The sequence below is a fragment of the Egibacter rhizosphaerae genome (assembly GCF_004322855.1).
GTDB lineage: Bacteria > Actinomycetota > Nitriliruptoria > Euzebyales > Egibacteraceae > Egibacter > Egibacter rhizosphaerae.
Genome location: NZ_CP036402.1, coordinates 1,183,576 through 1,210,354, shown reverse-complemented (window position 1 = coordinate 1,210,354; position 26,779 = coordinate 1,183,576). Strand labels below are relative to the sequence as shown.

The 26,779-nt window shown below is 72.0% G+C and carries 26 protein-coding genes; 12 read left to right on the top strand and 14 right to left on the bottom strand.

The window, feature by feature from the left end:
- The first annotated feature begins 26 nt into the window (after positions 1-26).
- The gene (locus tag ER308_RS05680) at positions 27-707 is read left to right on the top strand and encodes a uracil-DNA glycosylase (protein WP_131154079.1); all 681 of its coding nucleotides are present in this window, start codon (positions 27-29) and stop codon (positions 705-707) included.
- Between the two features lie 112 nt (positions 708-819).
- Positions 820-1,269 (top strand): class I SAM-dependent methyltransferase, encoded by a 450-nt coding sequence (locus tag ER308_RS05675; RefSeq protein WP_131154078.1) that lies wholly within the window; start codon positions 820-822, stop codon positions 1,267-1,269.
- Between the two features lie 85 nt (positions 1,270-1,354).
- Here ER308_RS05675 and ER308_RS05670 read toward each other — a convergent pair whose 3' ends face one another.
- Positions 1,355-1,741, bottom strand: coding sequence for a hypothetical protein (locus ER308_RS05670; protein ID WP_131154077.1), 387 nt, complete (start codon positions 1,739-1,741; stop codon positions 1,355-1,357).
- A 300-nt stretch (positions 1,742-2,041) separates the two neighbouring features.
- Here ER308_RS05670 and ER308_RS05665 point away from each other — a divergent pair, with 300 nt between their 5' ends.
- The gene (locus ER308_RS05665) at positions 2,042-2,992 is read left to right on the top strand and encodes a ribokinase (RefSeq protein WP_165491849.1); all 951 of its coding nucleotides are present in this window, start codon (positions 2,042-2,044) and stop codon (positions 2,990-2,992) included.
- Between the two features lie 53 nt (positions 2,993-3,045).
- Here ER308_RS05665 and ER308_RS05660 read toward each other — a convergent pair whose 3' ends face one another.
- The gene (locus tag ER308_RS05660) at positions 3,046-3,447 is read right to left on the bottom strand and encodes a VOC family protein (RefSeq protein ID WP_131154076.1); all 402 of its coding nucleotides are present in this window, start codon (positions 3,445-3,447) and stop codon (positions 3,046-3,048) included.
- 119 nt (positions 3,448-3,566) lie between these two features.
- Between ER308_RS05660 and ER308_RS05655 the strand changes: the two genes are divergently transcribed.
- Positions 3,567-5,090 carry an IS1182 family transposase gene (locus tag ER308_RS05655; protein WP_131156915.1) on the top strand — a complete coding sequence of 508 codons (1,524 nt, stop codon included), beginning with the start codon at positions 3,567-3,569 and terminating at the stop codon, positions 5,088-5,090.
- A gap of 235 nt (positions 5,091-5,325) precedes the next feature.
- On the opposite strand, the gene pgm is transcribed toward ER308_RS05655, so the two are convergent.
- On the bottom strand, positions 5,326-7,020 hold the full coding sequence (gene pgm, locus ER308_RS05650) for a phosphoglucomutase (alpha-D-glucose-1,6-bisphosphate-dependent) (protein ID WP_131154075.1): 1,695 nt from the start codon (positions 7,018-7,020) through the stop codon (positions 5,326-5,328).
- 177 nt (positions 7,021-7,197) lie between these two features.
- On the opposite strand from pgm, the gene ER308_RS05645 reads away from it, so the two are divergent.
- Both ER308_RS05645 and ER308_RS05640 read left to right on the top strand, forming a co-directional pair.
- A complete protein-coding gene (locus ER308_RS05645; RefSeq protein ID WP_165491848.1) occupies positions 7,198-8,058 on the top strand; it encodes an SDR family oxidoreductase in 861 nt (286 codons plus the stop codon).
- Between the two features lie 82 nt (positions 8,059-8,140).
- Positions 8,141-8,677 carry a DUF4916 domain-containing protein gene (locus ER308_RS05640; RefSeq protein ID WP_131154073.1) on the top strand — a complete coding sequence of 179 codons (537 nt, stop codon included), beginning with the start codon at positions 8,141-8,143 and terminating at the stop codon, positions 8,675-8,677.
- An 18-nt stretch (positions 8,678-8,695) separates the two neighbouring features.
- Here the strand turns inward: ER308_RS05640 and ER308_RS05635 are convergent, their stop codons facing one another.
- The 6 genes from ER308_RS05635 to ER308_RS05605 all read right to left on the bottom strand — a co-directional run bounded on the left by ER308_RS05635 (position 8,696) and on the right by ER308_RS05605 (position 15,058).
- Entirely contained in the window at positions 8,696-9,181 is a 486-nt protein-coding gene (locus tag ER308_RS05635; RefSeq protein WP_131154072.1) for a methylated-DNA--[protein]-cysteine S-methyltransferase, read from the bottom strand.
- The gene (locus ER308_RS05630) at positions 9,178-10,731 is read right to left on the bottom strand and encodes a DNA-3-methyladenine glycosylase 2 (RefSeq protein ID WP_131156914.1); all 1,554 of its coding nucleotides are present in this window, start codon (positions 10,729-10,731) and stop codon (positions 9,178-9,180) included. The genes ER308_RS05635 and ER308_RS05630 overlap by 4 nt, the downstream gene beginning before the upstream one ends.
- 62 nt (positions 10,732-10,793) lie before the next feature.
- Positions 10,794-11,369: a Maf family protein gene (locus ER308_RS05625; protein ID WP_131154071.1), complete on the bottom strand. Its 576-nt coding sequence runs from the start codon at positions 11,367-11,369 to the stop codon at positions 10,794-10,796.
- Positions 11,362-12,483, bottom strand: coding sequence for a tRNA dihydrouridine synthase DusB (dusB, locus tag ER308_RS05620; protein ID WP_240731983.1), 1,122 nt, complete (start codon positions 12,481-12,483; stop codon positions 11,362-11,364). Before dusB ends, ER308_RS05625 begins: the two co-directional genes overlap by 8 nt.
- Before the next feature lie 22 nt (positions 12,484-12,505).
- A complete protein-coding gene (locus ER308_RS21390; RefSeq protein ID WP_165491847.1) occupies positions 12,506-14,218 on the bottom strand; it encodes an HNH endonuclease signature motif containing protein in 1,713 nt (570 codons plus the stop codon).
- A gap of 138 nt (positions 14,219-14,356) precedes the next feature.
- Entirely contained in the window at positions 14,357-15,058 is a 702-nt protein-coding gene (locus ER308_RS05605; RefSeq protein WP_131154069.1) for a DsbA family protein, read from the bottom strand.
- Positions 15,059-15,263: 205 nt separating this feature from the next.
- On the opposite strand from ER308_RS05605, the gene ER308_RS05600 reads away from it, so the two are divergent.
- A complete protein-coding gene (locus tag ER308_RS05600; protein WP_131154068.1) occupies positions 15,264-16,217 on the top strand; it encodes a sensor histidine kinase in 954 nt (317 codons plus the stop codon).
- A gap of 96 nt (positions 16,218-16,313) precedes the next feature.
- On the opposite strand, the gene ER308_RS05595 is transcribed toward ER308_RS05600, so the two are convergent.
- Both ER308_RS05595 and ER308_RS05590 read right to left on the bottom strand, forming a co-directional pair.
- Positions 16,314-17,408, bottom strand: coding sequence for a homocysteine S-methyltransferase family protein (locus ER308_RS05595; RefSeq protein WP_131154067.1), 1,095 nt, complete (start codon positions 17,406-17,408; stop codon positions 16,314-16,316).
- A gap of 211 nt (positions 17,409-17,619) precedes the next feature.
- Complete coding sequence (locus ER308_RS05590) at positions 17,620-18,267, bottom strand: alpha-ketoglutarate-dependent dioxygenase AlkB (RefSeq protein ID WP_165491846.1); 648 nt, start codon at positions 18,265-18,267, stop codon at positions 17,620-17,622.
- Between the two features lie 144 nt (positions 18,268-18,411).
- Here ER308_RS05590 and ER308_RS05585 point away from each other — a divergent pair, with 144 nt between their 5' ends.
- Positions 18,412-18,882, top strand: a complete 471-nt coding sequence (locus ER308_RS05585) for a winged helix-turn-helix transcriptional regulator (RefSeq protein WP_131154066.1) — start codon at positions 18,412-18,414, stop codon at positions 18,880-18,882.
- Here the strand turns inward: ER308_RS05585 and ER308_RS05580 are convergent.
- Together ER308_RS05580 and ER308_RS05575 are read right to left on the bottom strand one after the other, a co-directional pair.
- On the bottom strand, positions 18,879-20,036 hold the full coding sequence (locus ER308_RS05580) for a cystathionine gamma-synthase (protein ID WP_131154065.1): 1,158 nt from the start codon (positions 20,034-20,036) through the stop codon (positions 18,879-18,881). The genes ER308_RS05585 and ER308_RS05580 overlap by 4 nt on opposite strands.
- 8 nt (positions 20,037-20,044) lie before the next feature.
- Entirely contained in the window at positions 20,045-21,430 is a 1,386-nt protein-coding gene (locus tag ER308_RS05575; protein ID WP_131154064.1) for a cystathionine beta-synthase, read from the bottom strand.
- Between the two features lie 104 nt (positions 21,431-21,534).
- Between ER308_RS05575 and ER308_RS05570 the strand changes: the two genes are divergently transcribed.
- The gene (locus tag ER308_RS05570; RefSeq protein WP_131154063.1) at positions 21,535-22,314 is read left to right on the top strand and encodes an SGNH/GDSL hydrolase family protein; all 780 of its coding nucleotides are present in this window, start codon (positions 21,535-21,537) and stop codon (positions 22,312-22,314) included.
- A gap of 92 nt (positions 22,315-22,406) precedes the next feature.
- On the opposite strand, the gene ER308_RS05565 is transcribed toward ER308_RS05570, so the two are convergent.
- Positions 22,407-23,708: a cell wall-binding repeat-containing protein gene (locus tag ER308_RS05565; protein WP_131154062.1), complete on the bottom strand. Its 1,302-nt coding sequence runs from the start codon at positions 23,706-23,708 to the stop codon at positions 22,407-22,409.
- Between the two features lie 321 nt (positions 23,709-24,029).
- Between ER308_RS05565 and ER308_RS05560 the strand changes: the two genes are divergently transcribed.
- From ER308_RS05560 to ER308_RS05550, 3 genes are all read left to right on the top strand, one after another.
- Complete coding sequence (locus ER308_RS05560; RefSeq protein WP_165491845.1) at positions 24,030-24,674, top strand: lytic transglycosylase domain-containing protein; 645 nt, start codon at positions 24,030-24,032, stop codon at positions 24,672-24,674.
- 125 nt (positions 24,675-24,799) lie between these two features.
- Positions 24,800-25,222, top strand: coding sequence for a hypothetical protein (locus ER308_RS21385; protein ID WP_165491844.1), 423 nt, complete (start codon positions 24,800-24,802; stop codon positions 25,220-25,222).
- 480 nt (positions 25,223-25,702) lie between these two features.
- Positions 25,703-26,686 (top strand): COX15/CtaA family protein, encoded by a 984-nt coding sequence (locus tag ER308_RS05550; RefSeq protein WP_131154059.1) that lies wholly within the window; start codon positions 25,703-25,705, stop codon positions 26,684-26,686.
- Positions 26,687-26,779 lie beyond the last annotated feature (93 nt).

Genomic DNA, 26,779 nt, shown 5'->3' with positions numbered 1-26,779 from the left:
GGGGTCGGGGTGCGAGACTGCGCACGATGCGTGCTGCCACCCTGGACGAGATCGACGCCGCGGTCGTCGCTTGCCGCGCGTGCCCGCGGTTGGTGGCGTGGCGGGAACAGGTGGCGAGGGAGAAGCGTGCCGCGTACGCGGGGTGGGACTACTGGGGAAAGCCCGTGCCCGGCTTCGGGGACCCGCAGGCGCGGGTCCTCGTGCTCGGCCTCGCCCCGGCCGCCCACGGCGCGAACCGCACCGGTCGCATGTTCACCGGGGACCGCTCGGGTGACGTGCTCTACGCGGCCCTGTACCGCACCGGGTTCGCGAACCAGCCCACCTCGACCCACCGCGGCGACGGGCTCGAACTGACCGGCTGCTGGATCACCGCGCCGGTCAAGTGCGCCCCACCGCAGAATAAGCCGGCGCCCGAGGAGCGCGATCGGTGCGCCCCGTTCCTGGACGCCGAGCTCGCGCTGCTCGACATCCGCGTCGTGGTCGCGCTCGGCGGGTTCGCGTGGGACGCGGCGCTCCGACACTTCGGCGATCCGCCGCCGCGGCCCAAGCCGAGGTTCGGGCACGGCGCCGAGGCCGTGCTCGGGAACGTGACGCTGCTCGGCAGTTATCACGTCAGCCAGCAGAACACGTTCACGGGCAGGCTGACCCCGGACATGCTCGAGGCGGTGCTGACACGTGCGGGTGTGTTGGCCGACGGTCGGACGTGAACCCCTCTGTCGGCGCACACCGAAGCCTCGTGCCATCGCAGGCCCCACAACCGGATGTGAAAGTCGTGCTCATGTATGCTGTCGGCTCCGGGAACTGCGATCAGGAGCCGTCATGGCGGGTGTCGAGCACGAGCGCGCGTCGCGCGCTCGGGAGGTCTGGTCGCTGGGCGACTACGAGCGAGTCGGCGCCCGCTGGGCACAGGCGCCCCGCGACGTCGTGGCCTCGCTGGACGTGGCTGGTCAGGCCGTCCTCGACGTTGGCTGCGGCACCGGCGAAGCCGCGCTCGCGGCGGCCCGCGCCGGCGCTGCGGGAGTCACCGCCTGCGACCCCACCCCGGAACTCCTCGCGGTTGCCCGCGACCGGGCGTCCGCCGGGGGTCTCAGCGTGGCATGGGACGAGGGCGAGGCGCAGGAGCTCCCCTACCCGGACGCGAGCTTCGATCTCGTGCTCTCCACCTTCGGGGTGATGTTCGCGCCGGATGCGCACGCGGCCGCGGCCGAGCTCGTGCGGGTCTGCCGGCCGGGCGGGCGGATCGTCACCACGGCCTGGACCCCGGACTAGGGCACGGACGGGTACACGCTGCCCGTGCCCTACCTCGTGGGCGTCGCCCATCGGTTCGCGCACTGAGCGGCTGGGCCCGCGGAGGTCAGCCCTGGAGCCTCAGCACGTCGGCGGCCAGGAGCGCCGCCAGGGTCAACCAGACCACCACGACGAAGCCCGTGTACAACCAACGGTAGGAGGCGCGAGCGCGCCAGACGCGCACGAGGGTCCTCCCGGCGAACGCGGCCGCCAGCAATGAGATCGCGATGGTGACCGGTGTCGCCAGCGCGTCCACCCAGGCGACGAGCGGCGCGAGGATCGGGATGACGACGTAGGCGAGGATGCAGCGCACCGCGGTGAGCAGCAGCGACGTGCGCAACGGCCCCTGGGCCTCCGCGTTGGGGGTCCCGCTGCGCGCCGTCGCCGGCTCCGTCCTCGCGACGGGACGCACGCCTCGAGGTGGCGCATCGGTCGGAGGGTCCTCTGCTGCCACGGTCCGTGCCGCTCCTTCTCCGTCTTCCCCGTCGAGTCGAGCGTGTCAGGTCCGCCGGGGTCGTACCCGAGTGGTCACCCCGGACCCTACCGTGCCGCACCGGAGCGGCCGAACCGCCCGCCGGGATCGGTTCCTGCACGATGGTGCGAGCCGGTCCGGGTGGCTCGATCCGTCGCCGAGGGCGATCCGGTAGGGTGCGCGCGCTGTGCCGCCCCTCGCGGGGGGTGCGGCGGAGGCCGGTGCCGCGATCGGGTTCCCGTCGGCGCCGCGATCGGGTTCCCCGTCGGCGAGGAGCGCTGCGTGACGACCAGAGGCACCTCCCCCGCGCCCGGCGATGCTCGGGCCGACGTGTTGGTCGTCGGCAGTGCGAACGCGGACATCGTCGTGCCCGTCGAACGTCACCCCAGGGTCGGCGAGACCGTCATCGGCGGCGATCACTACCGGGCAGCGGGGGGTAAGGGCGCCAACCAGGCCGTTGCCTGCGCTCGGCTCGGCGCGCGGACGCGGTTCGTGGGGCGGGTCGGCGACGACGATCACGGCCGTTTGCTCATTGACGCCCTCACCCACGACGGCATCGAGCTGAGCGGGCTGCGCGTGACGGACGACGCGCCCAGCGGGCTGGCGCTGATCGTCGTCGGCCCCGACGGCGACAACTCCATCGTGGTCAGCCCCGGAGCCAATGCCCGCCTCTCGAGGGGCGACCTCGACGGCACGGGCATCGAGGGGGCGGGTGCGGTGCTGCTCCAGCTCGAGGTCCCGCTCGGGACCGTGGAGGCCGCCGCGAGCCGCGCCCGTGGGTTGGTGGTGTTGAATCCCGCGCCTGCGGTGCCCCTGCCCTCGGCCCTGCTGGCCCGGACCGACGTTCTGGTGCCCAACCGCGGGGAGCTCGCCGTGCTCGCGGGAGCGAATGACGAACCGGCGAGCATCGACGAGGCGGCTGACCTCGCGCGATCGCTGGACGTCGTCGATCGGATGGTGATCACGCTCGGGGCCGATGGCGCCGTGGTCGTCGAACACGGAACGGTCACCCACGTCCCCGCCCACTCGGTCGTCGCGCGGGACACGACCGCCGCCGGCGACGCCTTCTGCGGTGCGTTGTCGGTCGCGCTCCTCGAGGGAGCCGACCTGGTCGCCGCAGCGCGCTGGGCACGGGTCGGCGCCGCGCTCGCGGCCGAGCGCGTCGGGGCGCAACCCTCACTCCCGACTCGCGACGAGGTCGCGGAGGTCGCGCCGGCCGACACGCGCGGATGACCGACCCCGGGAGCCGGGTGGCAAGCGGTCGGGCCGGCGGTCCTCGCGTGTGATCATCCCGGCGGGGTTGCGCGGGCGAGCAGGTCGGGCTGCTCGGGCGGCAGAACGCACAGGGCGTGCCCGCAAGGCGTGTCGAGGACCCAGAAGCCGCTCGTTCGCTCGGCCTCGAACCGCGCCCGCCGAGCCCCGAGCGACTCGAGCCGCGCGACCTCGGCCTCGACGTCGTCGGTCTCGATGTCGAGGTGCGCCCGCGGTTTGCCGGCAGTGGGATCGGCAACGCGATGTAGCAGCAGGCGCACGTCCTCGCCGGGAAGCTCGAACCGACGGTAGACCGCGCGACTCGCTGGCTGGATGGACTCCTCCGTGGCGCGTAGCGCGGGTGCCCAGAACGCGGCCGCCGCGTCCAGGTCGTCGACGTCCAGAACGATGTGGGTGAGGCGGCTGCGGTGGGTCATGGCCCCATGGTGCCGGCGACGGTCGGTGTGCTGGCGACGTCGGCTCGCTGCTAGGGCGCTGCTGAAGAATCCGTCGAGGTTCCGCGGTTCTGGCGGTGGGGTGCGCGAGAATGCGCTTCATGCTGGGATCAAGCGTGGCGGACCGGGAGTTGTTGGACACGGCGGCGTTGTGCGGGCATTTGGTGCCGGCGGGGTCGGTGTATGCGTTCCTCGCTGAGCATCGGCGGCGGGTGTTTCCCGACGAGATGTTCGCTGACTTGTTCCCGTCGGGGCGGGGCCGCCCGTCGGTGCCGGCGGACGTGATCGCGGCGGCGTTTGTGCTCAAGGAGTTGGAGGGCTTGTCGGACCGTCAGGCTGCGGCGGCGCTGTCGCGCGACATCGCCTGGAAGGCCGCTTGCGGCATGGGGCTGGACGAGGACAGCTTCGACGCGTCGGTGTTTGTGTACTGGCGGCGTCGGCTGAACGACTCCGAGCGCCCGCACCGCATCGACGAGGCGGTCAAGACTGTCGCCGCGCAGACTGGGGTGTTGGCCGGCAAGGCGCGGCGGGCGTTGGATTCCACGGTGCTCGACGATGCGGTGGCCACCCAGGACACTGTCACTCAGTTGGTGGCCGCGATCCGCAAGGTCAGAAAGCTGGTGCCCGAAGCCCGCCAGGTCGCCGTCGGTGCGCATGACTACGACCACGGCGGCAAGCCTGACATCGCGTGGGACGACGAGGTCGCTCGTGACGCGCTGGTGTCGGCGCTGGTGGCGGATGCGATCGCGATCATCGACTGTCTGCCCGTGACCGGTTTGGACGAGGAGGCCGAGCGGGCGGTGGCGTTGCTGGCGCTGATCGCCGGCCAGGACGTCGAACCCGGCGAGCAGCCCGGCACGTGGCGCATCGCCCGAGCGGTGGCCAAGGACCGCGTGGTGTCGGTGGTCGATGACGAGTCGCGGCACGCGCACAAGTCGCGGGCCTCGTATCGCGACGGCTACAAGGGCCACATCGCCTGCGAGCCCGAGACCGGGCTGGTGACCGCCAACACCGTCACGCCCGGCAACACCGGCGACGGCGACGTCGCGGTCGAACTGCTCGAGGGTGAGGACGAGCCCGTCGAGGTGCTGGCCGACTCCGCCTACGGCGGCGGGGCCACCCGCTCCGACCTCGACGCCACCGGGCACACCGCGGTCATCAAGCCGCTGCCGCTGCGTCCCGCGGTGCCCGGCGGCTTCGACCGCGACGACTTCGCCGTCTGCCACGACGCGGGCACGGTCACCTGCCCGGCCGGCCACACCGTGGCGATCAGCGCCAAGGGCCACGCGACTTTCGGGCGCCGCTGCGACGGCTGTCCGCTGCGGGACCGCTGCACCACCAGCCGATCCGGACGCAGCCTGCGCATCGGCCGCCACGACCGTGAGCTGGTCGCCGCCCGCGCTCAAGCGGCCACCCCCGAGTTCGCCGCCACCTACCCGCGACGGTCGTTGGCCGAGCGGTCGATCTCCTGGCTCATGAAAGACGGACATCGCCGCTGCCGCTACCGCGGCGTCAAACGCAACCAGCTCGGCTTGAGCCTCCGCGTCGCGGCGGTCAACCTCACACGCCTGCTCAACCTCGGCATGCACTACGACCACGGCTGGCAGATGCCCGCCACCACCTGATGAGGACCCCAATACCCCTCGAGAACGCTTACAAGCCGACGCCGCCGGGCCGACGGCGCCTCCCATCGGCCGTCAAGCGCACCGACGGCCGCAACGACCGCCACCGAAACCACACCAGAGCGGTCGCGGACCCAACCACGACCACTGACCAACGATGTTCAAAGCGACTACTTCAGCAGCGCCCTAGTCCGCGCCGCGGTGGGAGCCCGACGGCGGTACGCGTGCCGACGTGCTGCTACCCCAGCGCGTCACCCACGAGGCCTCGAGCGGCCTCGAGCAACTGCTCCAGGTGGTCCTCCCCGCGGAAGCTCTCCGCGTAGACCTTGTAGACATCCTCGGTGCCGGACGGGCGAGCGGCGAACCAGCCCGCTGCGGTCTCCACCTTGAGCCCGCCGATCGGCGCGTCGTTGCCGGGAGCACTCGTGCGCACCGCCGTGATCGGGTCGCCAGCGAGCTCGGTGGCGCTGACCCGGTCGGGGGAGAGCTCCTTGAGGACCGCCTTCTGGTCGCGCGTCGCGGGCTCGTCCACGCGGGCGTAGGCGGGCGCACCGTGGCGCGCGGCGAGCGCGGCGTACGCTGCGCCCGGGTCTCGGCCCGTGCGCGCCGTCATCTCGGCCGCGAGCAGACACAGGATGATCCCGTCCTTGTCGGTCGCCCAGGGGGACCCGTCCATCCGCAGGAACGAGGCGCCCGCGGACTCCTCGCCGCCGAACCCGAGCCAGCCGTCGAGGAGCCCGTCGACGAACCACTTGAACCCGACGGGCACCTCGTAGAGGTCCCGCCCCGCGTCTTCGGCGACCCGGTCGAGCATGCGGCTGGACACGAGCGTCTTGCCGATCGCCGTCCGGGCGGGCCAACCGCGTGCAGGCGGACCGTCCGCACCGAACAGGTACCCGATCGCGGTGGCCAGGTAGTGGTTCGGGTTCAGCAATCCGCTGCCCGGCGTGACGATTCCATGACGATCGCCGTCGGGATCGTTGCCGAACGCCAGGTCGTACCGATCGCGCATGGCGATGAGGCCGGCCATCGCGTGCGGGGAGGAGCAATCCATTCGCAGCTTGCCGTCGTGGTCGCGGTGCATCGACGCGAAGCGGGGATCGCTGTCGGTGTTGACCACCGTGAGGTCGAGCCCGTGTCGCTCCGCGATGGCGGCCCAGTAGTCCACCGTCGCGCCCCCGAGCGGGTCGACCCCCAGCCGCAGCCCGGCGCCGCGGATCGCCTCGAGGTCCACGACCCCGTCGAGGTCGTCGACGTAGGTCGCGATGTAGTCGCGCTTCTCCGCCTCCTCCACGGCTTTGCGGTGCGGCACCGAGGGGATCTCGTCGAGGTTGCCGGCCAGCAGACGATTCGCCTCGGCCTCGATCGCGCCCGTCACCTCGGTGTCCGCCGGGCCGCCGTGCGGCGGGTTGTACTTGAACCCGCCGTCCTCCGGAGGGTTGTGCGACGGAGTGACGACGATGCCGTCCGCCGTTGCCCTGCCATGCCTGGGTCCGTCCGCCGTTGCCCTGCCATGCCTGGGTCCGTCCGTCGCGGGCCGGTTGTGGGTCAGGATGGCGTGGCTGATGGCCGGCGTCGGTGTGTAGCGGTCCGCGACGTCGATCACGACGGGCACCCCGTGGGCGACGAGCACCTCGAGCGCGGTCGCCTGCGCGGGCTCGGAGAGGGCGTGCGTGTCCCGACCCAGGAACAACGGCCCCTCGATGCGGTGAGCCCGTCGATGGCGCACCACCGCCTCGGTCATCGCGCGGACGTGATCGTCGTTGAAGCTCCCGTCGGTCGAGGTGCCACGATGCCCCGAGGTGCCGAACGCCACGCGCTGGGAGGCCTCGCTCGGGTCGGGGTGGACGTCCTCGTAGGCGGCACGCAGGCGGTCGACGTCGATGAGCTGTTCGGGATCGGCGCGCTGCCCGGCCTGCGGATGCGTGCTCATGCAGCCCCTCCTCGTCGGTGTTCTCCGGACGCTACCCGTTCCGTGCGCCGACGGGTCGGGTGGCGATCCTGGGCACCGGTGTGGCCCCGGTCGCAGGCACGGCTCGATCGGCGCCGCCGGCGGGCAGCGCGGGCTGCGTATCGTGTGCTTCCCGGATGCTCGCGGACAAGGAGCTCCATGGTGATCGTCGTCACTGGCGCGGCCGGCAAGACGGGACAGGCTGTGCTCACCGCCCTCGCCGAGCGCGGTGCCGAGGCGTGGGGTGTGGTGCGGCGGGACGAGCAACGCGCGTCCGTGCGCGCGGCGGGTGGGCTCGGCGCGGTGGTCGCGGATCTCCGGGATCCCGGGGCGCTCGAGCGTGCCGTGACCGGTGCGGATGCCGTCTACCACATCGGCCCGAACCTCCATCCGCAGGAGCGCGAGATCGGGGAATCCGTCCTCGCCGCGTCTGAACAGGGCGGGGTCGACCGAGTGGTCTACCACTCGGTGCTGCACCCACAGACCGAGGCGATGCCGCACCACTGGCGCAAGCTCCGTGTCGAGGAGCGGCTGCTCGAGCACGGCCTCGCGGGGACGGTCCTGCAACCTGCCGCGTACATGCAGAACCTCTCGTCGTACTGGGACGAGATCGTCTCGACGGGACGTCTGCGGCTGCCGTACGACCCGTCCGCTCGGGTCGCGCTCGTCGACCTCGGCGACGTGGCCGAGGTCGCCGCAGCGGTGTTGACCAAGCCGGGCCACGAGGCAGCCACCTACCAGCTGTGCGGTGCGCCCGGCCCCTCCCAGCACGAGGTGGCGGCGGCCGCGGCCGAGGTGCTGGACCGCCCGGTCACCGCCGAGCGCATGGATCCCGCCTCGTGGGAAGAGCGCACGCGGGCCGGCGGTCTCGACGCCGAGCGGGTCGGCACCCTGCGGGCGATGTTCGCCTACTACGAGCGCCACGGCCTGCCGGGCAACACCCGTGTCCTGGAATGGCTCCTCGGCCGAGCACCGACCCCGCTGTCCGAGTCCCTGGCCCGACTCGTCACACGCGGGTGACGCCCGCCGGTGTGCTCATCGGGGACGAGCGGGCGAGACTGCGAGGCGGTCCCACCGCCGACCCCAGTGAGGAGCGAGAGCGTTGTCTTCGCCCACCGAGACCGTGCCGGTCTGGCTGCCCACCGACGAACTCGCCCACGTGCGTGAGCGCGTGCCGATGGTCTACGTCGACGCGGTGCCCGTTCGCGTCGATCACCTCGGCCGGGTCGAGCGAGTCGGCTTGCTGTTGACTAGCCGACCCGACGGCACGATCAGTCGAGCGGTTGTGTCCGGGCGCGTCTTGTACGGCGAGACGATCCGCGAGTCCCTTTGGCGCCACCTCGCCAAGGACCTCGGGTCAGAGGCCGAGCCCCAGCTCCCCGCCAGCCCGGCGCCGTTCACCGTCGTCGAGTACTTCCCCGACCCGCAGCGCAGTGGCTTCACCGACCCGCGGCAACACGCCGTCTCGCTCGCGTACGTCGTGCCGGTGGAGGGCCACTGCGAGCCGTCGCAGGAAGCGCTCGACCTCACCTGGGTGACGCCGGACGAAGCCGTGAGCGAGGGCGTGCAACAAGAGATGACCGGTGGGCAGGACCGCATCGTGCGGCTGGCCCTCGCCCATGCCGGTCGCCTGCCCTGAGCCGCCGCAGACGCGGGATCAGATCGTCGCCAGGGAGGCGCCCTCCAGACGGAGCAGGCGCTGCTTCGCGTCGAGGCCCCCGGCGTAGCCCGTCAGTGATCCGTCGGCACCGACGACCCGGTGGCACGGCACGATGATCGGCAGCGGGTTCGCCCCCACGGCGCGGGCGACGGCACGCACGGCGCGGGGACGGCCGATCGCGGCCGCCAGCGCGCCGTAGCTCGTCGTCGTGCCGAACGGGAGCTTCTCGAGGGCGGCCCACACCTCGCGCTGGAACCGGGTGCCGTCCGGCGCGAGAGCTAGGTCAAGGGCGGGGGGCGCCCCCTCCGCGTACGCGGCCAGCCACCCGGCCAGGCGGGCGAACGCCTCCTCGTCGTGGCGCCAGCCGTCGCCCACGCTCGCCCGACCCGGGAGCCCGAGTCCGACCAGGGCGCCGTCGTCGCGGGCGGTCGCCAACACGCGCCCCACGGGGGAGTCGAGCCAGGCGTAGCGGGTGACGGTCATCGTTGGTCCCTCTCCCTCGGGATCGCGGCTCCCCTTGCGGGTGATGCCGCGCGTTCGGTGTCGTGACGGTCGTCGTGGTCGTGGCCGGCCGGCGAGCCGCCGGACCAGAGGTGCTGGGCGGCATAAGCGCGCCACGGCCTCCAGTCCTCCGCGCGATCCGCGACCTCCTGCTCGGCTCGGGGGCCCTTGGGGATGCCGAGTGCATGGCGCAGCCCCGCGTCGCCGGCCGGGAGCGCGTCGGGGTCGCCGAGCGCCCGCATCGCCATGTACTCGACCGACCAGGCGCCGAGTCCACGGACCGACAGGAGATCCTCGCGGGTCTGCCCTCGGTCGGCTCCCGGCCCCAGATCGAGGCGCCCCTCGGCCACCGCGCGGGCCAGCGAGCGCAGGGCTTCCTTTCGGGTCCCCGGCATCGCGATCTCATCGAGCGACGCGTCGGCAAGGGCGTCGGCGGTCGGGAACAGGTGGGTCACCTGCCCGTCGGGCGTCGTCAGCGGCTTGCCCCGCGCGGCGGTCACCCGGCGGACGTGCTCGCGGGCGGCCTCGACACGAACCTGTTGTCCGAGGATCGTGCGGACCGCGGTCTCGAAGGGATCGACGCTCCCCGGTACGCGCCGCCCGGGCGCGGATGCCACCCGTGGGGCGAGGGCAGGGTCGGCGCTCAGGTGGTCGTCGATCGTGCGCGGATCGGCGTCGAGGTCCAGGAGCCGACGGCAACGCTGAACCGCGGCCGAAAGGTCGCGGAGGTCGTCCAGCCGCAGGGTTGCCCGCACATGGGGTGTGCCGCCACTGCGGGGCGAGAGGGTGACGACCGCAGCGCCGTGGGCAAGCCGCATTCCGCGCGTGTAGGCATCCGCGCACGCGGCCTCGAGTCCGGGAATCGCCCGAGTCGCGAGGAACGCGAGTGTCCCCTCGACATCGCCGGGCGTTCGGTAGGGCAGGCGGAGCACCAGTGAGCGTGCGGAGGTCGCGACGCCGCTGCGCTGACCGCGTGCCTGCGCTCGCAGCGCGCCGGGCGTGGTCGCGTAGACGGCACGGACCGTGTCGTTGAACTGCCGGACGCTCCCGAAGCCCGCGGCGAACGCGACGTCGGCCATTGGGAGGTCGCTGGACTCGATGAGCGTGCGAGCCGTCTGAGCGCGCTGCGCGCGGGCCAGCGCCACGGCTCCGGCCCCGAGCTCGGCGGTCAGCTGGCGGTGCAGCTGCCGGCTGCTGTAGCCGAGCGCTCGAGCGAGCCCGTTGACGCCCTCGCGGTCCACGAGCCCGTCGGCGATCAGCCGCATCGCGCGTGCAACGAGGTCACCCCGCACGTCCCACTCGGGAGAGCCCGGGGTCGCATCGGGGCGGCAGCGACGGCATGGCCGGAACCCCGCCTGCTGCGCAGCGGCCGCCGTGGACCAGAAGCGCACGGCCGAGCGGGCGGGCGGGAGCGCGGGACAGCTCGGCCGGCAGTAGATGCCGGTGGAGACCACACCGGCGACGAACCAGCCGTCGAAGCGGCTGTCGCGGCTCGCCAGCGCTCGTCTGCAGCGTTCCGGATCGTCGATCACGACGCGCATGCTCGCACCCTGAACGGTGGCCGTCTGGCGGGAATCGGACAGGGCGTCCGGCACTACACCCGGACCCCCGCCGCGCGCAGCAGCTCGAGGCTCTCCACGAGCGGCAGGCCGACGACGTTCGTCCAGCTGCCCTCGATCCGCCGCACGAACAGCGCGGCGCGCCCCTGGATCCCGTAGCCGCCGGCCTTGTCGAACGGCTCGCCCGTCGCCACGTACCAGGCGATCATCTCGGCGGTCAGGTGGGCGAACTCGACCTCGGTCGCGACGACCTCGGCGTGCACCTCGGGGAGTCGCCCGCCGGCGACCGCCACCCCCGTGAGGACGGTGTGGCGGCGCCCCGACAGCGCGCCGAGCAGCGCCGCGGCGTGCTCGGGATCGCGCGGCTTGCCGAGCGGGGCCCCGTCGAGTACCACCGCGGTGTCCGCGGCGAGCACGACCTCACCCGGGCCCCTGACGCACGCCGAGGCCTTGGTGCGCGCCAGCCGCGCGACGTACGCGTGAGGGGTCTCGTTCGGTTCCGGGGTCTCGTCGACCTCGGGCGCCCGGACCTCGACGGGGAGGTCCGCGAGTGCGAGCAGCTCCCGCCGGCGCGGCGAGGCGGACGCGAGGACGAAGGGCGTCTCACCCACCGCTGACCGCTCGCTCGGGCTCTCGGACGGCGGGCTCCTCGTCGGGATCGTCGCACCACCCGTGGGGGAGCACGAGCCGGCCGGCCTTGCCCGTCTTGCCTCGCGGCGCGGCCACCGCCTCGGGGACCACCCGGAGGCCGGGGTCGAGCCGCTCGACGAGTGCGTCCACGTCGGCGGCCGTCTCGACCTGCCCCGCGGACTTGTGCACGTCGGCACCGACGGGGTAGCCCTGCAGGTGCCAGCGCAGGTGCTTGCGGAACTGCCGGAGAGTGCCGGCCTCATCGCCGTACCAGTCCAGGGCGAGCGAGAGGTGACGCCGGATCGTGGTCGCCACGGTGCCGAGCTCGGGCGGCCCGAGCGGCGGCTGCCCCGCGAACGCGCGTTGCAGATCGGCGAACAGCCAGGGACGCCCGAGACAGCCGCGGCCCACGACCACGCCGTCGCACCCGGTCGCCTCGACCAAGTCGATCGCGTCCTGCGCCGCCCAGATGTCGCCGTTGCCGAGCACGGGGACGTGGTCGCCAACCGCTTCGCGCAGCCGAGCGATCGTCGACCAGTCCGCGAATCCGGCGTACCCCTGCTCGGCGGTGCGGGCGTGCAACGCGATCGCAGCCACGCCCTCGTCGGCGGCGATGCGCCCCGATTCGAGGTAGGTCAGACGATCGTCGTCGAGCCCGAGCCGCATCTTCACCGTCACCGGCACGGTGCCCGCGTTCGTGACGGCCGCGCGCACCATGGCGGTGAGCAGTCGGCGCTTGAACGGGAGCGCGGCGCCGCCGCCTGCTCGGGTGATCTTGGCGACCGGGCAGCCGAAGTTGAGGTCGATGTGGTCGACCGCACCCGCCGCGACGAGACGACGGACCGCCTCGCCCATCACCGGGGGATCCGAGCCGTACAGCTGGAGCGACCGTGGCGCCTCCGCAGGATGGTGTCGCGCCATCGCCCACGACCGCTCGCCGCCCTCGACCAAGCCGCGCGCGGTGAGCATCTCGGACACGTACAGACCGCCCCCGTGCTCTGCGCAGAGCACGCGGAACGGCGCGTCGGTCACACCCGCCATGGGGGCGAGCACGACCGGTGGGTCGACGGACAGGGGGCCGATTGAGAGCGTCACGGACGCCCATGATGGCGCACCGTCAGATCGGTGGCGGCGCGATGATCCGCCTCCCGTCGGGGCTGGTCCAGGTGACGTCGCCCGTGCCGTGGTCGAGCCGCGCATCCCACCCGTGCTTGGTGATCAGCTGGTGATGGGTCCGGCACAGCGGCAGTGTGTCGTTGAGGTCGGTGGTTCGCGATCGGTTCCACGGCGTGACGTGGTGCGCGTCCGTCCAGGGCACGGGTCGATCGCAGTCGGGCCCGCGGCAGTGCCGGTGGATCGTGGCGAGCGCGGTGCGCAGCCACGGGGGCAGGGTGCGGTGCTGCGCGCCCACGTTGACCGCCCGCCAGGGGCCCAGCGTCACCATCGCCCGGACCGTGGCCTCACGTCGCAACAGTGTCCGCACCAGCGTCGCCGACACCGGTGCACCCGACCCGAACCGGGCCGGCGGATCGGGCAGCAGCGGCCGACCCAGTGGATCTCGAGGGTCCGGGCGCTGCGGCCGTCGGGCGGTACGGGCGCCCGAAGGTGACGTGTCCTGATCTGACTCGTCGGTCGCGGGGTCCTCGTGGGTCGCGCGGTCCCCGTGGGTCGCGCGGTCCCCGTGGGTCGCGCGGTCCTCGTCACCCTCGTCCTCCTCGTCGAGGTCGAGCGTGTCGAGGTCGATGCCGAGCGCACTGGCGAGATCGGCGAGCGTGAGCCCCGCGATGGGGTGCTCCGGGTCGAGGCCCAGCAGGCTCGCGAGGTCGATCGTCACCAACACCTGCGGACGAGCACCCTGGCGGGTGGGCAGGTCGGGCAGTCCCAACGCCTTGTCGATCAGCGCTGCGAACGCGTCGTGTCGGCGCTGGGAGGGCGTGCGGCGCTCCTCGAGCGGGATGTCCGCCGAGTCGGGACGATCGAAGGCCTCGATCAGGCAGCGGAGTCCCTCGCGCGTCACGGGATCCAGGGTGGCCCGCAGGTCGCCGAGACCGTCGAAGGTCTCGGCGAGGTCGAGCTCGCGTCGGGGATCGGGCTCCTGATCGGGCAGCGGTGAGGTGTCGCTCCCGTCCGGGTCGGCGAGGTCGGCGAGTCGTTGCATCGCGCGACGCACCTCTCGCGGGCGGACGTTCAGCGCGAGCTCGGTGAGCGGGCGCTCGCAGGCGGCCACGGTGTCCTCGCGCCCGGGAACCGCACGCTCCGTGACGGCGGTGACGTGGGCCAGCGTGACGTCACCCGCAGCGAAATGATCGGCGAGCAGGGGCAGGCGACGCAGCCGCCGTGCGGCGCGCACCATTCGCGCCGCCGTTCCTTGGTCGCTGCGGGTTCGCGCGCCGTACCAGGCGGCGCAGGAGCCACCCCCGTCACGCTGCTGCCCGTCGCGTGCGTCCACGGCCGCGAGCAGGTCCAGCTGAACCGCGTCCAGCCGGTTCCGCGCCCGCTGGAGCGCCAACGCGGCCTCCATCACGGTGTCGGTGTCCTCGTCGGCGACGTCGGCCCGTTGCAGCGTGGCGCAGGCGTCGTCGAGTTCCGCGAGTGCAGTGGTGAGGCCTGATCCGCGCCCACCGGGACCGCCATCGAGCGTATCGACGGCCGTGGAGACGCCTGCGTCACGGTTGGCACGGCTCAGGGCGTCGGACCGGTCGCGGGTCTCGGCCCATCGGGACGCCGCGTCCGCGAACTCCCGCACACGACCCGCGGCCGCCTCGTAGCCAGCGTCCCCCTCGCTCGCTACGTCACGCTCGCCCCACGGGGCCAACACCTTCGAGAACATCTGTTCGAAGCATACCGCGCGCCACTCCTGCGTGCAACATTCGATGCACTTCCATGTGCAGGAAGCCGTTGGATACGGTCAGTGGCTCGACGGCACCCCAACGCCACTCACATGCGTTCGAGGCTCCGATACGCCGTTTCAGCGTCCTCTGGTACGCGTGCCGGCCAGATCCCGTGTGAGCGGGGTCTCGGGGAAGCTGCGGAGGCTGCGCTTGAGCTCCGCGAATCCGGGCCAGTGCGCCAGGGTCCGTACGGCGTCCCACAGCTCCAGTCCTCGGTCGGCTGGTGGCAGTTCGCTGATGACGGGCCCGAAGAAGGCCGGCCCATCGGGGGGATCGAACGAGAGGATCGGCGTCCCCACGTCGTTCCCTGCTCGCGAGAGCGCGTCCTCGCTGTCCGCCCGCACGACCGGATCCCACGCGGGGTCATCGGCGGCGGCCGCGAACTCCGTCGAGACACCGACCTCCTCGAGCAGGCGCTCGAGGTTCCCCGCTTGCGAGCTGTGCGCGAGGATGGCCTCGAAGGTTGCCTCCTGGGGCGGGTCGGCGTGCCAGACCGCCTCGCCGAACGCCTTGTAGAGCGAGCCGGTGACCTCGGGGCCGTACGCGTCCCGTACGGCCGCGGCGACCCGCAACATCTGGAGGCCGCGGAAGTGGGCCGCCTCGTATCCCTCGGGCTTGCCCTCGTAGCTGCCGGGCTGCTCGTTGAGGATCGCGAGCGAGATGAACCGCCACGTCACCCGGACGTCCCGCTGGTCCTGGACCTGGCGCACCCACTGGGAGGTGACCCAGCAGAAGGGGCAGACGGGATCGAAGAAGAACTCGACGTGCTCGCGCGACATGGTCACCTCGGGAATCGGGTTCGGGGCTGGGATCCGTGCCGGCCCAGGGTTCTCCCGGACAACGCGCGCCTCGCGACGGGACATTCCCTACCCGCTGGACGCGTGACGGCCAGACTCCCCAGCGCGAGTCGGATCACACCCCCAGGATGGGTGATGGTGCCCCGATGCTTGCCGAGGAGTCCCAGACCGGCGAGGCTGTGCGGCCATGAACGAAGCGGGTGTGAACGTCCTGCAGCACGATGCGTTCCTCTACCGAAGCGATCGGGAGTTCGGCGAGACCCTCGAGCCCTTCGTGCGGGCCGGCCTCGAGGAGCGTGAGCCGGTGCTCGCGGTAACACGGCAGTCCAACATCGCGCAGCTGCGCGAGTGCTTGGGTGCGGACGCCGAACGGGTGACCTTCGCCGACAGCGCCGAGTTCTATCGCCATCCCACCAGGACGATCGAGGGTTATCACCGGGCGCTCGAGGGACGCCTGCACGCCGGTGCGGCCCGCGTGCGGGTCATCGGGGAGGTGCCGTTCGAGGGCTCGGAGTCCGAGCGGCGCGAGTGGGTGCGCTACGAGGCCGCCCTCAACCACGTGTTCGCGGACCGGCCGGTATGGATCGTGTGTCCGTACGACCTGCGGGTACTGCCGGCCGACCTCGTCCGCGACGCGGCGCGCACGCATCCGTGGGTGCAGCACGATGGTCGTCGGTCGCCCAGTGACCGGTACGAGGACCCGGCGCGGGTGGTTCAGGAGGTGGTGGACGGTTCATCGCTGCCGGAGCACGCGACGACCGAGCTCGAGGTCGACGGGGAGCTGTCGTCGGCTCGGGCGGTGGTCCGCGAGTTCGGCCTCCGCCACGGGGTGGACTCCGACGTGTCCGAGCAGTTCACGATGGCGGTGAACGAGGCCCTCACCAACGCGTTCCAGCACGGGCGCCCGCCCGTGTGGCTGCGCTTGTACGCCGACGAGCCGACGACAGTGTCCTGCGAGATTCACGACGCCGGTGGGCAGCTGCTCGACCCCCTCGCTGGCTACGCACCTCCTTCGAGTGTCGACGGGCACCTCGCCGAGGCCGGCATGGGGCTGTGGCTGGCGCGCAGCCTCTGCGATCGGGTCGAACTCGTCCCCTACCGTGATGCCACCGTGCTGCGCCTGGTCAAGCGTGTGCGCTGATCCCGCCCCGAACCGGTGATGCCGGACTGGGGATGTGGCACGCGCCCGGTGGCAGGGCGTCGGTCGCGAGTGGCAGGGCGTCGGTCGCGAGCCGGGTCACAGCGATGCCGCGACCTCTTCATGGTGGGAGGCGAGACTCGGGTCGGTGCCGAACGCGAAGTGCTTCGACATGTCCGGCGCGTAGCTGCTCGCAGGCCGCGTTCGTCCCAGCGCTTCCGCCATGGCCCGGATGTGATGCGGCGCGGCCCCGCAGCACAGCCCAAGGTAGCTGATGCCGGCCTCCCGCGCGGTGTCGGCGAACGCCGCCGCCTCGAAGCGGTTGCACTGGAACGGCTCCAGCGCGAGCGGGAACGGGCGGCCGTCCCCCAGCGCCGCGTGATCGGAATCCCGCAGGGTGAAGAAGGTGGGTTGTTGCGCGGTCGTGCGGTAGGGCACCGGTAACGCGGCGACCGGGACGTCGACGGCGGCGCGGATGCCCCGCAGGGCGGGCAGGATCGTGTCGAAGCCGCGGAAGCAATTGAGACCGACCACCGCCGCGCCCCGCTCCGCGAGCCGAACACAGGCGGCCTCGACCTCGATGTCGTCCAGGAGCACGCCCGTGGCCGGGAGGCCGAAGGTCACGACGGCCGGGAGCCCCGTCTCGGACATCGCCTCGAGGGCGAGTTCGGCCTCGTGGGCGTAGTAGAAGGTCTCGCCGATGAGGTAGTCGACCCCGCCTTCGGCGGCCCACCGGGCCTGCTCGGCGAACATGCCGCTGGCCTCCGCGGCCGTGCGCGGGTCGTCGGGGCGGTATGTGTTCGTGTTCGCGAGGTTGCCGGCCACCAGAGGGGGGTCGTGGGGGAACTCGGCGGCGACCTCGTGCGCGAGCTCGATGGCGCGGCGGTTCATCGGCTCGAGGAGGTGCTCCTTGCCGATCAGCCGGAGCTTCTCGCGGTGTGCGTAGTAGGTGAATGCCTCAATCACGTCGGAGCCGGCCCGCACGAGCTCGCGGTGGAACTGCGCGAGTGCTCCGGGGTGCTCCAGGACGACCTCGGGCACGAACGTGCCCGCCTGCAGGTACCCCCGCCGCTCGAGCTCGAACAGGTACCCCTCGGCACAGATCACCGTCCCGCTCTCGAGTCGCTCGAGGAGTCCTCGTGACGTCCTCGTCCCGTTCCGGTCGCGCGGATCGTCGTTCGCGTGTGCGCTCATGCCAACGCCACCTTCCCCCTTGAGCGACGTCCCCCGTCGCGCGTGTCCCCCGTCGCGCGTCGCCGATGGATCGACCGGGCTGTCCCCAGGGAGGACGTTTGGCGGTCGCCGCCGATTGCACGCGAGCCGCCCTGATCCGGTCGGCAGCCTCCAGCATGCTCCCGCCGCATGGTCCCGCACAAGCGTCGTTGTGCCGCCCGGACCTGGCCTGTCAGGCGCTGCGGTCCCGGTGGATCGGCGCGCCCGCGTCCCGACGTATCGAGACCATGTAGCGGGGCTCGTCGCCCAGCGCGCCGCTCACGGCGTGGAACGGCCGCCCGTCGTCGACGCCACCCAATCCGGGGCCGCGCAACAGCACGAGGTCCCCCGGCGCGATGCCCCAGTCGTGGACGGGTTCGCCGTGGCGCTCGCGGTGGACGGTGAAGCGCGCGCGACCGGCCACCGTGAACACGGCAACGAGAGGGCGGAAGCGGGAGCCGTCCAGGTGTGGCGTGATCCCCCCGCTGCCGGGGGCGTAACGCTGGACGTGGACCTGGTTCGCGTCGAACGAGGTGATCCCGTCAAGGTGTGCGCCCGCGTCCTGCACACGCTCGGTCAGCTCGCGGCGGAGGCGGTCGGCCAGCGGGTACGCGCCGGCTCGTACCGGATCCAACACGAAGCCCTCGACCTCCTGGCGGACCTCGCCGACCTCACGAGTGGCCGGGGTGAACGGTCCGGAGGCGACCTCCTCGAGTAGCCGTCCGCGAAACGCGGTATCGAGCGCGTCACGCAGCCGTGCCGCGCCGTGGCGGGCCGTCGTCCAGAGGCCCACGCCGAGTTCGAGATCGCGGCGCAGACAGGGGTCGATCGCGGCGGTCACGTGGCTGTTCCTTCCCGGGGAGCGCGGGCGCCTCACACGTGCGTGCCTGGTGGGAGCGCCACCTGATGGGTCTCCTTGTGCAACCCTACGATCGGATGTGCATTCGTTCGAACAACCCTGGTGGCCATTCGGTACGATCACGCCATGCGGCGAACGAGGTTCGACGACGCGCCGTGTCCGGTGGCGCGCACCACCGATCTGGTCGGCGATTGGTGGACGCCCCTGGTGTTGCGCGAGTGCTTCTACGGAGTGACCCGCTTCGACGACTTCTGCCGGCGGCTCGGGATCGGACGCAACGTGCTCACGCAGCGCCTCGGGCGGCTCGTGGACGAAGGGGTGCTCGAGCGCCAGCGCTACGAGGAGCGTCCGCCGCGAGACGAGTACCTTCTGACCGAGAAGGGGCGGGAACTGTTCGGGGTGCTGGCGGCGATGCTCGCTTGGGGCAACGCCTGGTTGTCCTCCGACGGGGACCTCGTCGAACTCGTCGACCGCACGACGGGGCGCAAGGTGGATCCCGTGCTCGTCGATCGAACGACGGGCCGGCGGATCGATCCGGATCGACTGTCGATGCAACCGGGTCCGGGCGTCTGGGCCGGCCGCGGGCGCCCGACCTAGCGCGCGCCGGTGACGGCCTGCTGCAGGTCGGCGGCGAGGTCCTCCGGGTCCTCGAGGCCCACCGAGAGGCGCACGAGATCGCCGGGCACGGCGATGGGGGAGTCCGCGGTCGAGGCGTGCGTCATCGCGGCGGGATGCTCGACGAGCGATTCGACCCCTCCGAGTGACTCCGCGAGCGTGAAGACCGTGAAGCGCTCGCACGCGCGCCTCGCCGTCTCGCCATCGGCCAGTCGGAGCGAGACCATGCCCCCCGGACCGCACATCTGGCGTTCCGTGATCTCGTGGCCGGGGTGCCCGGGCAGTCCGGGCCAGAGGACCTCACGGACCCCGGCGAGCGTTTGCGCGGCCTCGACGACCCGAGCCGCGCCTTCCATGTGCGCGCGCATCCGCACGGGCAGCGTCTTGAGGCCCCGCAGGACGAGGAAGCAGTCCCACGGGCCCGGCACGGCGCCCACGGCGTTGGCGTGGAACCGGTAGGCGGCGGCGCGGTCGTCGTCGTTCGTGACGACGGCGCCCCCGACGACGTCGCTGTGGCCACCCAGGTACTTCGTCGTGGAGTGCACGACGACATCGGCTCCCAGCGAGAGTGGGGTCTGCAGCACGGGGGTCGCGAAGGTGTTGTCGACCACGACGCTGATGTCCCGTTCGTGTGCGAGCTCGGCAAGGGCCGCGATGTCGAACACCGTCAGCAGGGGGTTCGTCGGTGACTCGACCCATAGGATCCGCGTCTGTGGGCGGAACGCGGCCGCGACGGCATCGAGATCGCCGAGATTGACGGGGTCGAAGGTCAATCCCCACGGTGCGTGCACCTTCGCCAGCTGGCGATAGGTGCCGCCGTACACGTCGTTGGCCATGACGACGTGGTCCCCGGGTCGCAGTTGGCGCAGGACGGCGTCCGAGGCCGCGAGGCCCGAGGAGAAGGCGACGCCGTGCGGCCCCACTTCGAGGGAGGCGATGGCCTCCTCGAGCGCGTCACGGGTCGGGTTGCCGCCGCGTGCGTAGTCCCAGCCCGCGTGTTCACCCACCGCGGTCTGCGCGAACGTCGACGTCTGGTAGATCGGCGTCATGACCGCGCCCGTGCGCGGATCGGGATCCTGACCCGCGTGGATCGCGCGTGTGGCCAGCCCGGTCGTGTCCCAGCGGCTCGAGGGCATCGTGGCTCCTACTGCTTGTGCATGAAGAAGTCGAGGATGTCCGAACGGGTCAGCACGCCGGTCAGTTCGGGACCCTCGCGAACGATGATGGCGGGCTGATCGCCGGTGAGGACCTCCATCGCCGCCTCGACCGTGTCCCGCACGTCGACGGTCGGAAGCGGCTCGTCCATCACGTCGCCCACGGGCCGGTCGAGCACGCCGGGCTCGCGGAACGCGCGATCGAGGATCGTGCGCTCGTGGATCGAGCCGACCACCGCGTCCCACCGCTCGCCCTCGGTTCCCGGCTCGTCGCGCTGCAGCACGGGCACTTGGCTTACGCGGTGTTCGTGCAGGATGGTGATGATGTCGCGCAGCTTGTCCTCGGGATGGGCGTGGACGATGGCGGGCAGCTCACCCGGCTTGGCCTCGAGGACCTGGTGGATCCGCGCCTCGGCACCGGCCTTGTCGAGGAAGCCGTTCGCCGCCATCCACTCGTCGTTGAAGATCTTCGAGAGGTAGTTGCGGCCCGTGTCCGGCAGGAGCGTGACGATCGTGGCGTCGGGCCCGTAGTCGGCGGCCACCTGCAGCGCCCCCCAGGCGGCCGTCCCGCACGAGCCGCCGAGCAGGATGCCCTCCTCGCGGGCGAGACGCCGGGTGGTGAGGAAGCTGTCGCGGTCGGAGACCCGGACCCACCGATCGACGATCGACGGATCGAACGTCCCCGGCCAGAAGTCCTCGCCCGCTCCCTCGACGAGGTACGGGTGGATCTCGTCGCCGGAGAAGATCGAGCCTTCGGGATCCGCGCCCACGATCTGCACGTTCGGGGCGCGCTCCTTGAGGTAGCGGCCGACCCCGGTGACCGTCCCGCCCGTGCCGACACTCGCCACGAAGCAGTCGATCCGACCGTCGAGCTGGTTCCAGAGCTCGGGACCGGTGACCTCGAAGTGGGCTTTCGGGTTCGCGTCGTTGAAGTACTGGTTGGGCTGGAACGCGCCGGGGGTTTCCTCGGTGAGCCGGTCCGCGGTCCGGTAGTAGCTCCGGAGATCCTGGGGATCGACCGCGGTGGGGCACACCACCACCTCGGAGCCGTAGGCGCGCAGCAGGTCGATCTTCTCGTGGCTCATCTTGTCCGGCATGACGAAGATGCAGCGGTAGCCGCGCTGGGCGGCGACCATCGCGAGTCCGGCCCCGGTGTTGCCGCTCGTCGGCTCCACAATCGTCCCACCGGGCTGCAGGTGGCCCGACCTCTCGGCGGCCTCGACCATGCCGAGCGCGATCCGGTCCTTCACGCTCCCGCCCGGGTTGAGGTACTCGACCTTGCCGAGGATCGTCGGCGCCACGTTGGCCGAGAACCGTGACAGCCGAACGAGCGGTGTGTCTCCGACGAGGTCGATCAGCGAGTCGACGATCGTCATCTGCCTTCCTCCCCGCTTCTGGCCGAGTGGGTCGACGCCGGCAGCCGACCGGGGGCAGCCTACCTCGCACGCCGTCGCGCGAGCGGGCGTGCGAGGCTGGCGGTATGCGTACCTCGTGGCTGCTGCTGGGCATGGCCGTTTCGTCGTGGGCTGCCACCGAGACCGTCCGGCTCCGGCGACTCCCGCGGCTTGCCGAGGTGGCGGCCGATCTCGACACGACCGTGGATCCCCCGGGTGAGGCAACGTCGCCGCCCTGCACCCTCGCGCTGCTCGGGGACTCCCTCGTGTCCGGGGTCGGGGTCGAGTCGGCCCGGCACGCGCTGCCGTCACAGCTCGGTTTGCGCGTCGCCTCGTTGCTCGATGCGCGAGTGCGTGTGTGGGTCAACGCACGCACCGGCGCCCGGGCCGCCGACGTCGCCCGGACGCAGGTCCCTGCGTTGCGTGACGCGGACGCGCCGGTGGATGCGGTCATCGTGAGCGTGGGGGCGAACGACGCGACTCATCTCACGAGGCCCACGACGTACACGAGCGCGCTGCGCGAGGCGGTGGTGGGTGCTCGCGAGGCGACCGGTGCAGCGGTCGTGCTGTGCGGGGTTCCGGACTTCCGCGGGTTCCGGGCACTCTCGCCGCCGCTGCGCCGGACCGTGCACGGGTACGGGACCTTGCTACACCACCTGCAGGCCGGCGTGGCCGCGCAAGCCGACGCGTGGTTCGTGCCGCGTGACCCTGCCGTCTGTCGTGAGTTCGCCCTCGACAGGGACCTGATGGCCCTCGATCGTTTCCACGCGTCCTCGACCGGGGTCGCCCGCCTCGCGGACGTCGCCGCGCCCGTGATCGCCGAGGCGGTGACAGAACACCGGGACTCGACCGCTGCCGCGTCCTAGCAGGGCATGGTCGGCCAGGGCCCACACGAGGACGGCCGCACCCCCGTCCAGGGATGCGGCCGCCCTGAACCGCTCATCCGACAACGCGCGGACTACTCGTCGCCGTTGTCGTCCTCGTCGTCCTCGTCGTCCTCGTCCTCCTCGTCTTCGTCCTCGTCTTCGTCGTCGCCGTTCTCGTCGTCCTCGTCGTCATCGCGTTGGAGGATCTCGGCGATCGCGTCCCCGACGCGCTCGGTAATGGCGCGGGGGCCACCGAGCACGACGACCTCCTCCAGGTCCAGGCGCTCGAGCTCGTCCGCCGTCGCATCCGGGATCTGCCCGGGGGTGACGAGCAGCGCGGGGGCGGCATCCGCACCCGCCGCGGCAGCACCGACGACCGCGTCGGCCCAGCCGACGCCGGTCGCCACGTACGCGGTGTCGGGCTCCCCGTGCTCCTCGGACAGGTAGACGCTGACCTCGACGGCCGTCTCGAAGCGGTCGTCTCCCCCGAGCCGGATCGACTCGGCGTCGCCCGCCGCCTCGACGGCCTCGTCCAGCACCTCATCGTCGAGCGCCCCGGGACCTCCGAGAGCGATGACGGTGTCCGGCTCGAGCTCGGCGAGCTCGTCCGCGGTCACCTCGGGCAGCTCACCGGCGGAGGTGAGCAGGATCGGGGCCTCCTCGGCGGCCGCGAGCGGACCACCCGCGAGGGCGTCGGGGAACCGGCCGCCGGTTGCCAGCACGACCGTGTCGACGTCGGCGTCGACGTGGGTCTCCTGGCTGACCGCGACGGCCGTTTCGAACCGGTCGTCGCCGGCCAGGCGCGTGACGTCCTCGACACCGTCGATGTCCTCGAGCTGGTCGGCGATGCGGGGCGACACGGCGCTCTGACCGCCGAGCACGGTCACGGTCTCGGGACCCAACGCCTCGATGCGGTCCGCGACGCCGTGAACGCTGAGGTTGCCCGGTGGGGCGAACAGCACGGGGGCGTCTGCCGCGGCGGCTGCGGGTGCACCGGTCAGCGCATCGGCGAACGCGCCCCCAGTGGTCACGAAGACGTGGTCGGCCCCGTCCTCGTGCGTGTGCTCGCTCAGCGCGACCGAGGTGCCGAAGCGATTCACACCGGAGATGCGGGTGACGACCGAGGCGTCCTCGTCCTCCTCGGCCTCCTCCTCGTCGCCGTTGTCGCCGTTGTCGCCGTTGTCGCCGTTGTCGTCGTTGTTGTCGCCCTCGTCGTCGTTGTCGCCGTTGATGTCGCCGTTGCCGTTGCCGTTGCCGTTGTCATTCTCCTCGCCCGGCTCAACGTCGTCGGCCGGCCCGTGCTCGTCGGCGACCGCTGCGGGGGCGGAGACCACGAGGGCGAGCAGTGCGATCAGCGCGACGAGTTGTCGGCGGCGTGCGTGGGGGGTTCGCATCCAGACCTCCTTGGCGTGCATCGGTGGGGCTCCGAGCGTCCGCCGTTGCGACGCCCGGCTCGACCGCGGGGCCTACGATCGGTCACTCACGCTGCGCAGGAGCCACACCAGGCAGGGTTTCGTAGAGGGGCCTGCGCGGCATGATCCTCGGTTATGTCGACACGTTCATCCGGCCAAGTGCTCGGTACTGCGACGCGCAACGAGGGCGGGTCCCGTGCCGTCACTTCGTTGTCAGCCACCGGTCAAGGTGTAGACGACGAGGAGGGGGAGGGCGATACGCGTCCCGACGGACGAGTGCGGCGCGGGGGTCTCGTCGGGTTCGTGGCCCTGAGCGTCGCGGGCGCGGCGGTGGCAGGCCACACGATGGCCGACCAGGCAGAGGCCGATGAGGCGCCCGCCAGCATGCTGGGGGAGCCCACGCTCGAGGTGCTCCCAGAGACCACGCGCGCCCCGGCCGACGATGCTGACGGCGCGGACGCTGATGACGGCGGGCACGGCGCAGGTGGCTCGGACGGCGAGCTCGAGCCGCTCGACGAGGACGTTCCCATCGAGGCAGCGCTGGTGGACGGGCCATCCGTGGTGCAGCCGATCGTCGCTGCCGCGGAGCGCAAGGACATCGAACCCGAACTCGCGCTGTCGCTGGCGTGGCACGAGTCCCGCTTCGACGCGGACGCGCAGTCGGTAGCGGGGGCGGTGGGGGTGATGCAGGTCATGCCCGAGACGGCGGAACGCATGGCCGATGAACTCGACGAGTCCATCGACCCCTGGGACCCGGCGGACAACGCACTCGCGGCTTCGGCCTATCTGACCCGCATGATCGATGAGCACGACAACGTCGAGAATGCGCTCATCGCCTACAACCAGGGCCCGGTGGCCCTGGCCGAGGATGGTGCGTACCCCGAGGCGCAGGAGTTCGCCGACAACGTGCTCGAGACACGAGACCGGCTGCGCGAAGTCGACTGGTGAGGAAGGCGTTGCCTCGCCGTGTCGATCCTGTGGATTGACGGTCGCCGGACCCTCGCAGGCTCGTAGGATCCCCGTCATGAGCACATGGATGCATGTCATGACGTCGATGATGGTGAGGTGGGAGCATGGAGGCTACGGGTGGCATGCAGGCGCAGGGTGTGTGGGGTCCCCTGGCAGCCCTCCTTCCCCCGGAGTCGCTCGCCGACTGGAGCTGGACGGGGACCGTGACCGCTCCCGACACGGGCGCACCGGTCGAGGGATATCGCCACGCGGTCAGCGGGGCCGAGCTGTGGCTCGACACGGGCGGACGCGTCTACGAGGTCGACGGGCGGGGTGGCGCTGCCCGGTTCGGTGACGGCGGCGCCGCAGCATTGCTCGCCGCCTTGCTGCGAGCCCATGCCGCCGAGGGTGTCGCGTTGCCCCGGCGGGTGGAGCTACCGGAGAGCCCGGCACCGTGCGTCGAGGACCTCCCGCGTCTCGCGGGAGCCCTCGCTCGTGTCGAGGCGGATCTGTGGCGGGCGAGTGAGGCCGCGCGGGCCGGGTCCTAGGTCCGCGCCCGTCGAGCGTCGGCTGGGGCAAGGTCCGTACGGACAGTTCCTCCCTGTGCAACCTTATGCGTTACACGCAACAGCCGACTAGGCTGGCAGGGCGATGCAAACCCGGGTGTACGGGGATGTACGGGGGCGAATCGAACTCGTGCGTTCGGCGCGTAGCCCAATCGGACCGATCGAGAAAGGGGGTCGACGATGGCCCTGCACACCACCGTTTCTGACCAGGGAACCGCCGAGCGGGCGCGGCTGCTCCGCCACGCGGGACCTCGGCAGGTCCTGCTGTCGACCCCGCGGGCACGTCGGCCCCGCCGTCCGGGTGCCGTGCGCCGCGTACGCGACGGGCTCGGAAGGAGCAGGCTGCGTCGCTGACGGTTCGGCCGTGCCTTGGTTCGGCCGTGCCTCGGAGCCGGCCGCGAGCGTCGTGACGCCCGCAGGCTAGGATGAGGGGGTCCCGCTGCCCCCCGACCCGAGGTGGCCATGACACGCCCGTCGGTGCGGCTGCTCGCCTGGGCGACGCTGGTCGGCACGTTCGTGCTGAACCTCCAGGGCACACTCGTGCGTGCGACCGGCTCGGGCGACGGCTGCGGGCCGAACTGGCCGCTCTGTCACGGCAACGTTGTGCCCGTGGATCCAGGCTTCTCGACGCTGATGGAGTACGGGCACCGCCAGCTGACCATCGCCGTCGGGTTGCTCGGTCTCGTGCTGCTGGTGCAGGCCGTGCGCCATCGGCGCCGACATCCCGGCGTGCTGGCCGCCGTGCTCGTGGCGGCCGCCTTCTTCGCCGCGCAGGCGCTGGTGGGCAGAATCACCGTCGTTTGGGAGCTGACGGGCGACAGTGCCGACCCGCTGCGCGCCCTCATCCTCCCAACCCATCTCGTCAACAGCTTCTCCCAGCTCGCGGCGCTCGCGCTCGCGGTGCTGTACGCGGGGCCGCGGGCGCCAGGACGCTGGAGGATGCGCGAACGGGCCGGCACGGCGGGGATCCTCCTCGTGTCGGCGGTCGCGTTCTACGGGCTGGTCTTCACCGGCGGCATCTCGGCCCTGGGGGACCTCTACGCGCCGGCGGACAGCGTCGCCGAAGGCGCCGCGCTCGACTTCTCGCCGGACGCCCCGTGGCCGGCGCGCGTGCGCCTCACCCACCCGGTGCTCGCGATGGTGCTCGCGTTCGTGCTGCTCGGAGGCGCGGCGGCCGTGCCCGGGCTGCGCCGTACCTGGCGGGTCACGCGTCTCGCGGCATGGCTCGGCGGCGTGTACCTGCTGCAGCTCGTGGTGGGCACGTGGAACCTGCTCGCGCTCGCGCCGCTGCCCCTCAGCGCCCTGCACCAGGCCCTCGCGATGGTCGCGTTCGCGCTGTTCGCGGTATTGGCTGCCGTCGCCTTGGGCGGGGGTGATGAGGGTTCGATGTCGAGCGCGGCCCCGGAGCGCGCCGGTCGTGCTCCCGCGGCCGACCAAGCCGACTGAACGAGTCCCCGAGCCGGCCTTGACCCGGTGCGCCCCCCGTCGACGGGGGCTAAATGGGACAACAAGGGCAGGGTTCAACGCCGCCGGACACGG

Coding starts and splice junctions, on each gene's coding strand:
- ER308_RS05680 (WP_131154079.1), top strand. CDS start 27: ATGCGTGCTGCCACCCTGGACGAGATCGACGCCGCGGTCGTCGCTTGC.
- ER308_RS05675 (WP_131154078.1), top strand. CDS start 820: ATGGCGGGTGTCGAGCACGAGCGCGCGTCGCGCGCTCGGGAGGTCTGG.
- ER308_RS05660 (WP_131154076.1), bottom strand. CDS start 3,447: ATGACCCACCGCAGCCGCCTCACCCACATCGTTCTGGACGTCGACGAC.
- ER308_RS05655 (WP_131156915.1), top strand. CDS start 3,567: ATGCTGGGATCAAGCGTGGCGGACCGGGAGTTGTTGGACACGGCGGCG.
- pgm (WP_131154075.1), bottom strand. CDS start 7,020: ATGAGCACGCATCCGCAGGCCGGGCAGCGCGCCGATCCCGAACAGCTC.
- ER308_RS05645 (WP_165491848.1), top strand. CDS start 7,198: ATGGTGATCGTCGTCACTGGCGCGGCCGGCAAGACGGGACAGGCTGTG.
- ER308_RS05635 (WP_131154072.1), bottom strand. CDS start 9,181: ATGACCGTCACCCGCTACGCCTGGCTCGACTCCCCCGTGGGGCGCGTG.
- ER308_RS21390 (WP_165491847.1), bottom strand. CDS start 14,218: ATGTTCTCGAAGGTGTTGGCCCCGTGGGGCGAGCGTGACGTAGCGAGC.
- ER308_RS05605 (WP_131154069.1), bottom strand. CDS start 15,058: ATGTCGCGCGAGCACGTCGAGTTCTTCTTCGATCCCGTCTGCCCCTTC.
- ER308_RS05600 (WP_131154068.1), top strand. CDS start 15,264: ATGAACGAAGCGGGTGTGAACGTCCTGCAGCACGATGCGTTCCTCTAC.
- ER308_RS05595 (WP_131154067.1), bottom strand. CDS start 17,408: ATGAGCGCACACGCGAACGACGATCCGCGCGACCGGAACGGGACGAGG.
- ER308_RS05585 (WP_131154066.1), top strand. CDS start 18,412: ATGCGGCGAACGAGGTTCGACGACGCGCCGTGTCCGGTGGCGCGCACC.
- ER308_RS05580 (WP_131154065.1), bottom strand. CDS start 20,036: ATGCCCTCGAGCCGCTGGGACACGACCGGGCTGGCCACACGCGCGATC.
- ER308_RS05575 (WP_131154064.1), bottom strand. CDS start 21,430: ATGACGATCGTCGACTCGCTGATCGACCTCGTCGGAGACACACCGCTC.
- ER308_RS05570 (WP_131154063.1), top strand. CDS start 21,535: ATGCGTACCTCGTGGCTGCTGCTGGGCATGGCCGTTTCGTCGTGGGCT.
- ER308_RS05565 (WP_131154062.1), bottom strand. CDS start 23,708: ATGCGAACCCCCCACGCACGCCGCCGACAACTCGTCGCGCTGATCGCA.
- ER308_RS21385 (WP_165491844.1), top strand. CDS start 24,800: ATGGAGGCTACGGGTGGCATGCAGGCGCAGGGTGTGTGGGGTCCCCTG.
- ER308_RS05550 (WP_131154059.1), top strand. CDS start 25,703: ATGACACGCCCGTCGGTGCGGCTGCTCGCCTGGGCGACGCTGGTCGGC.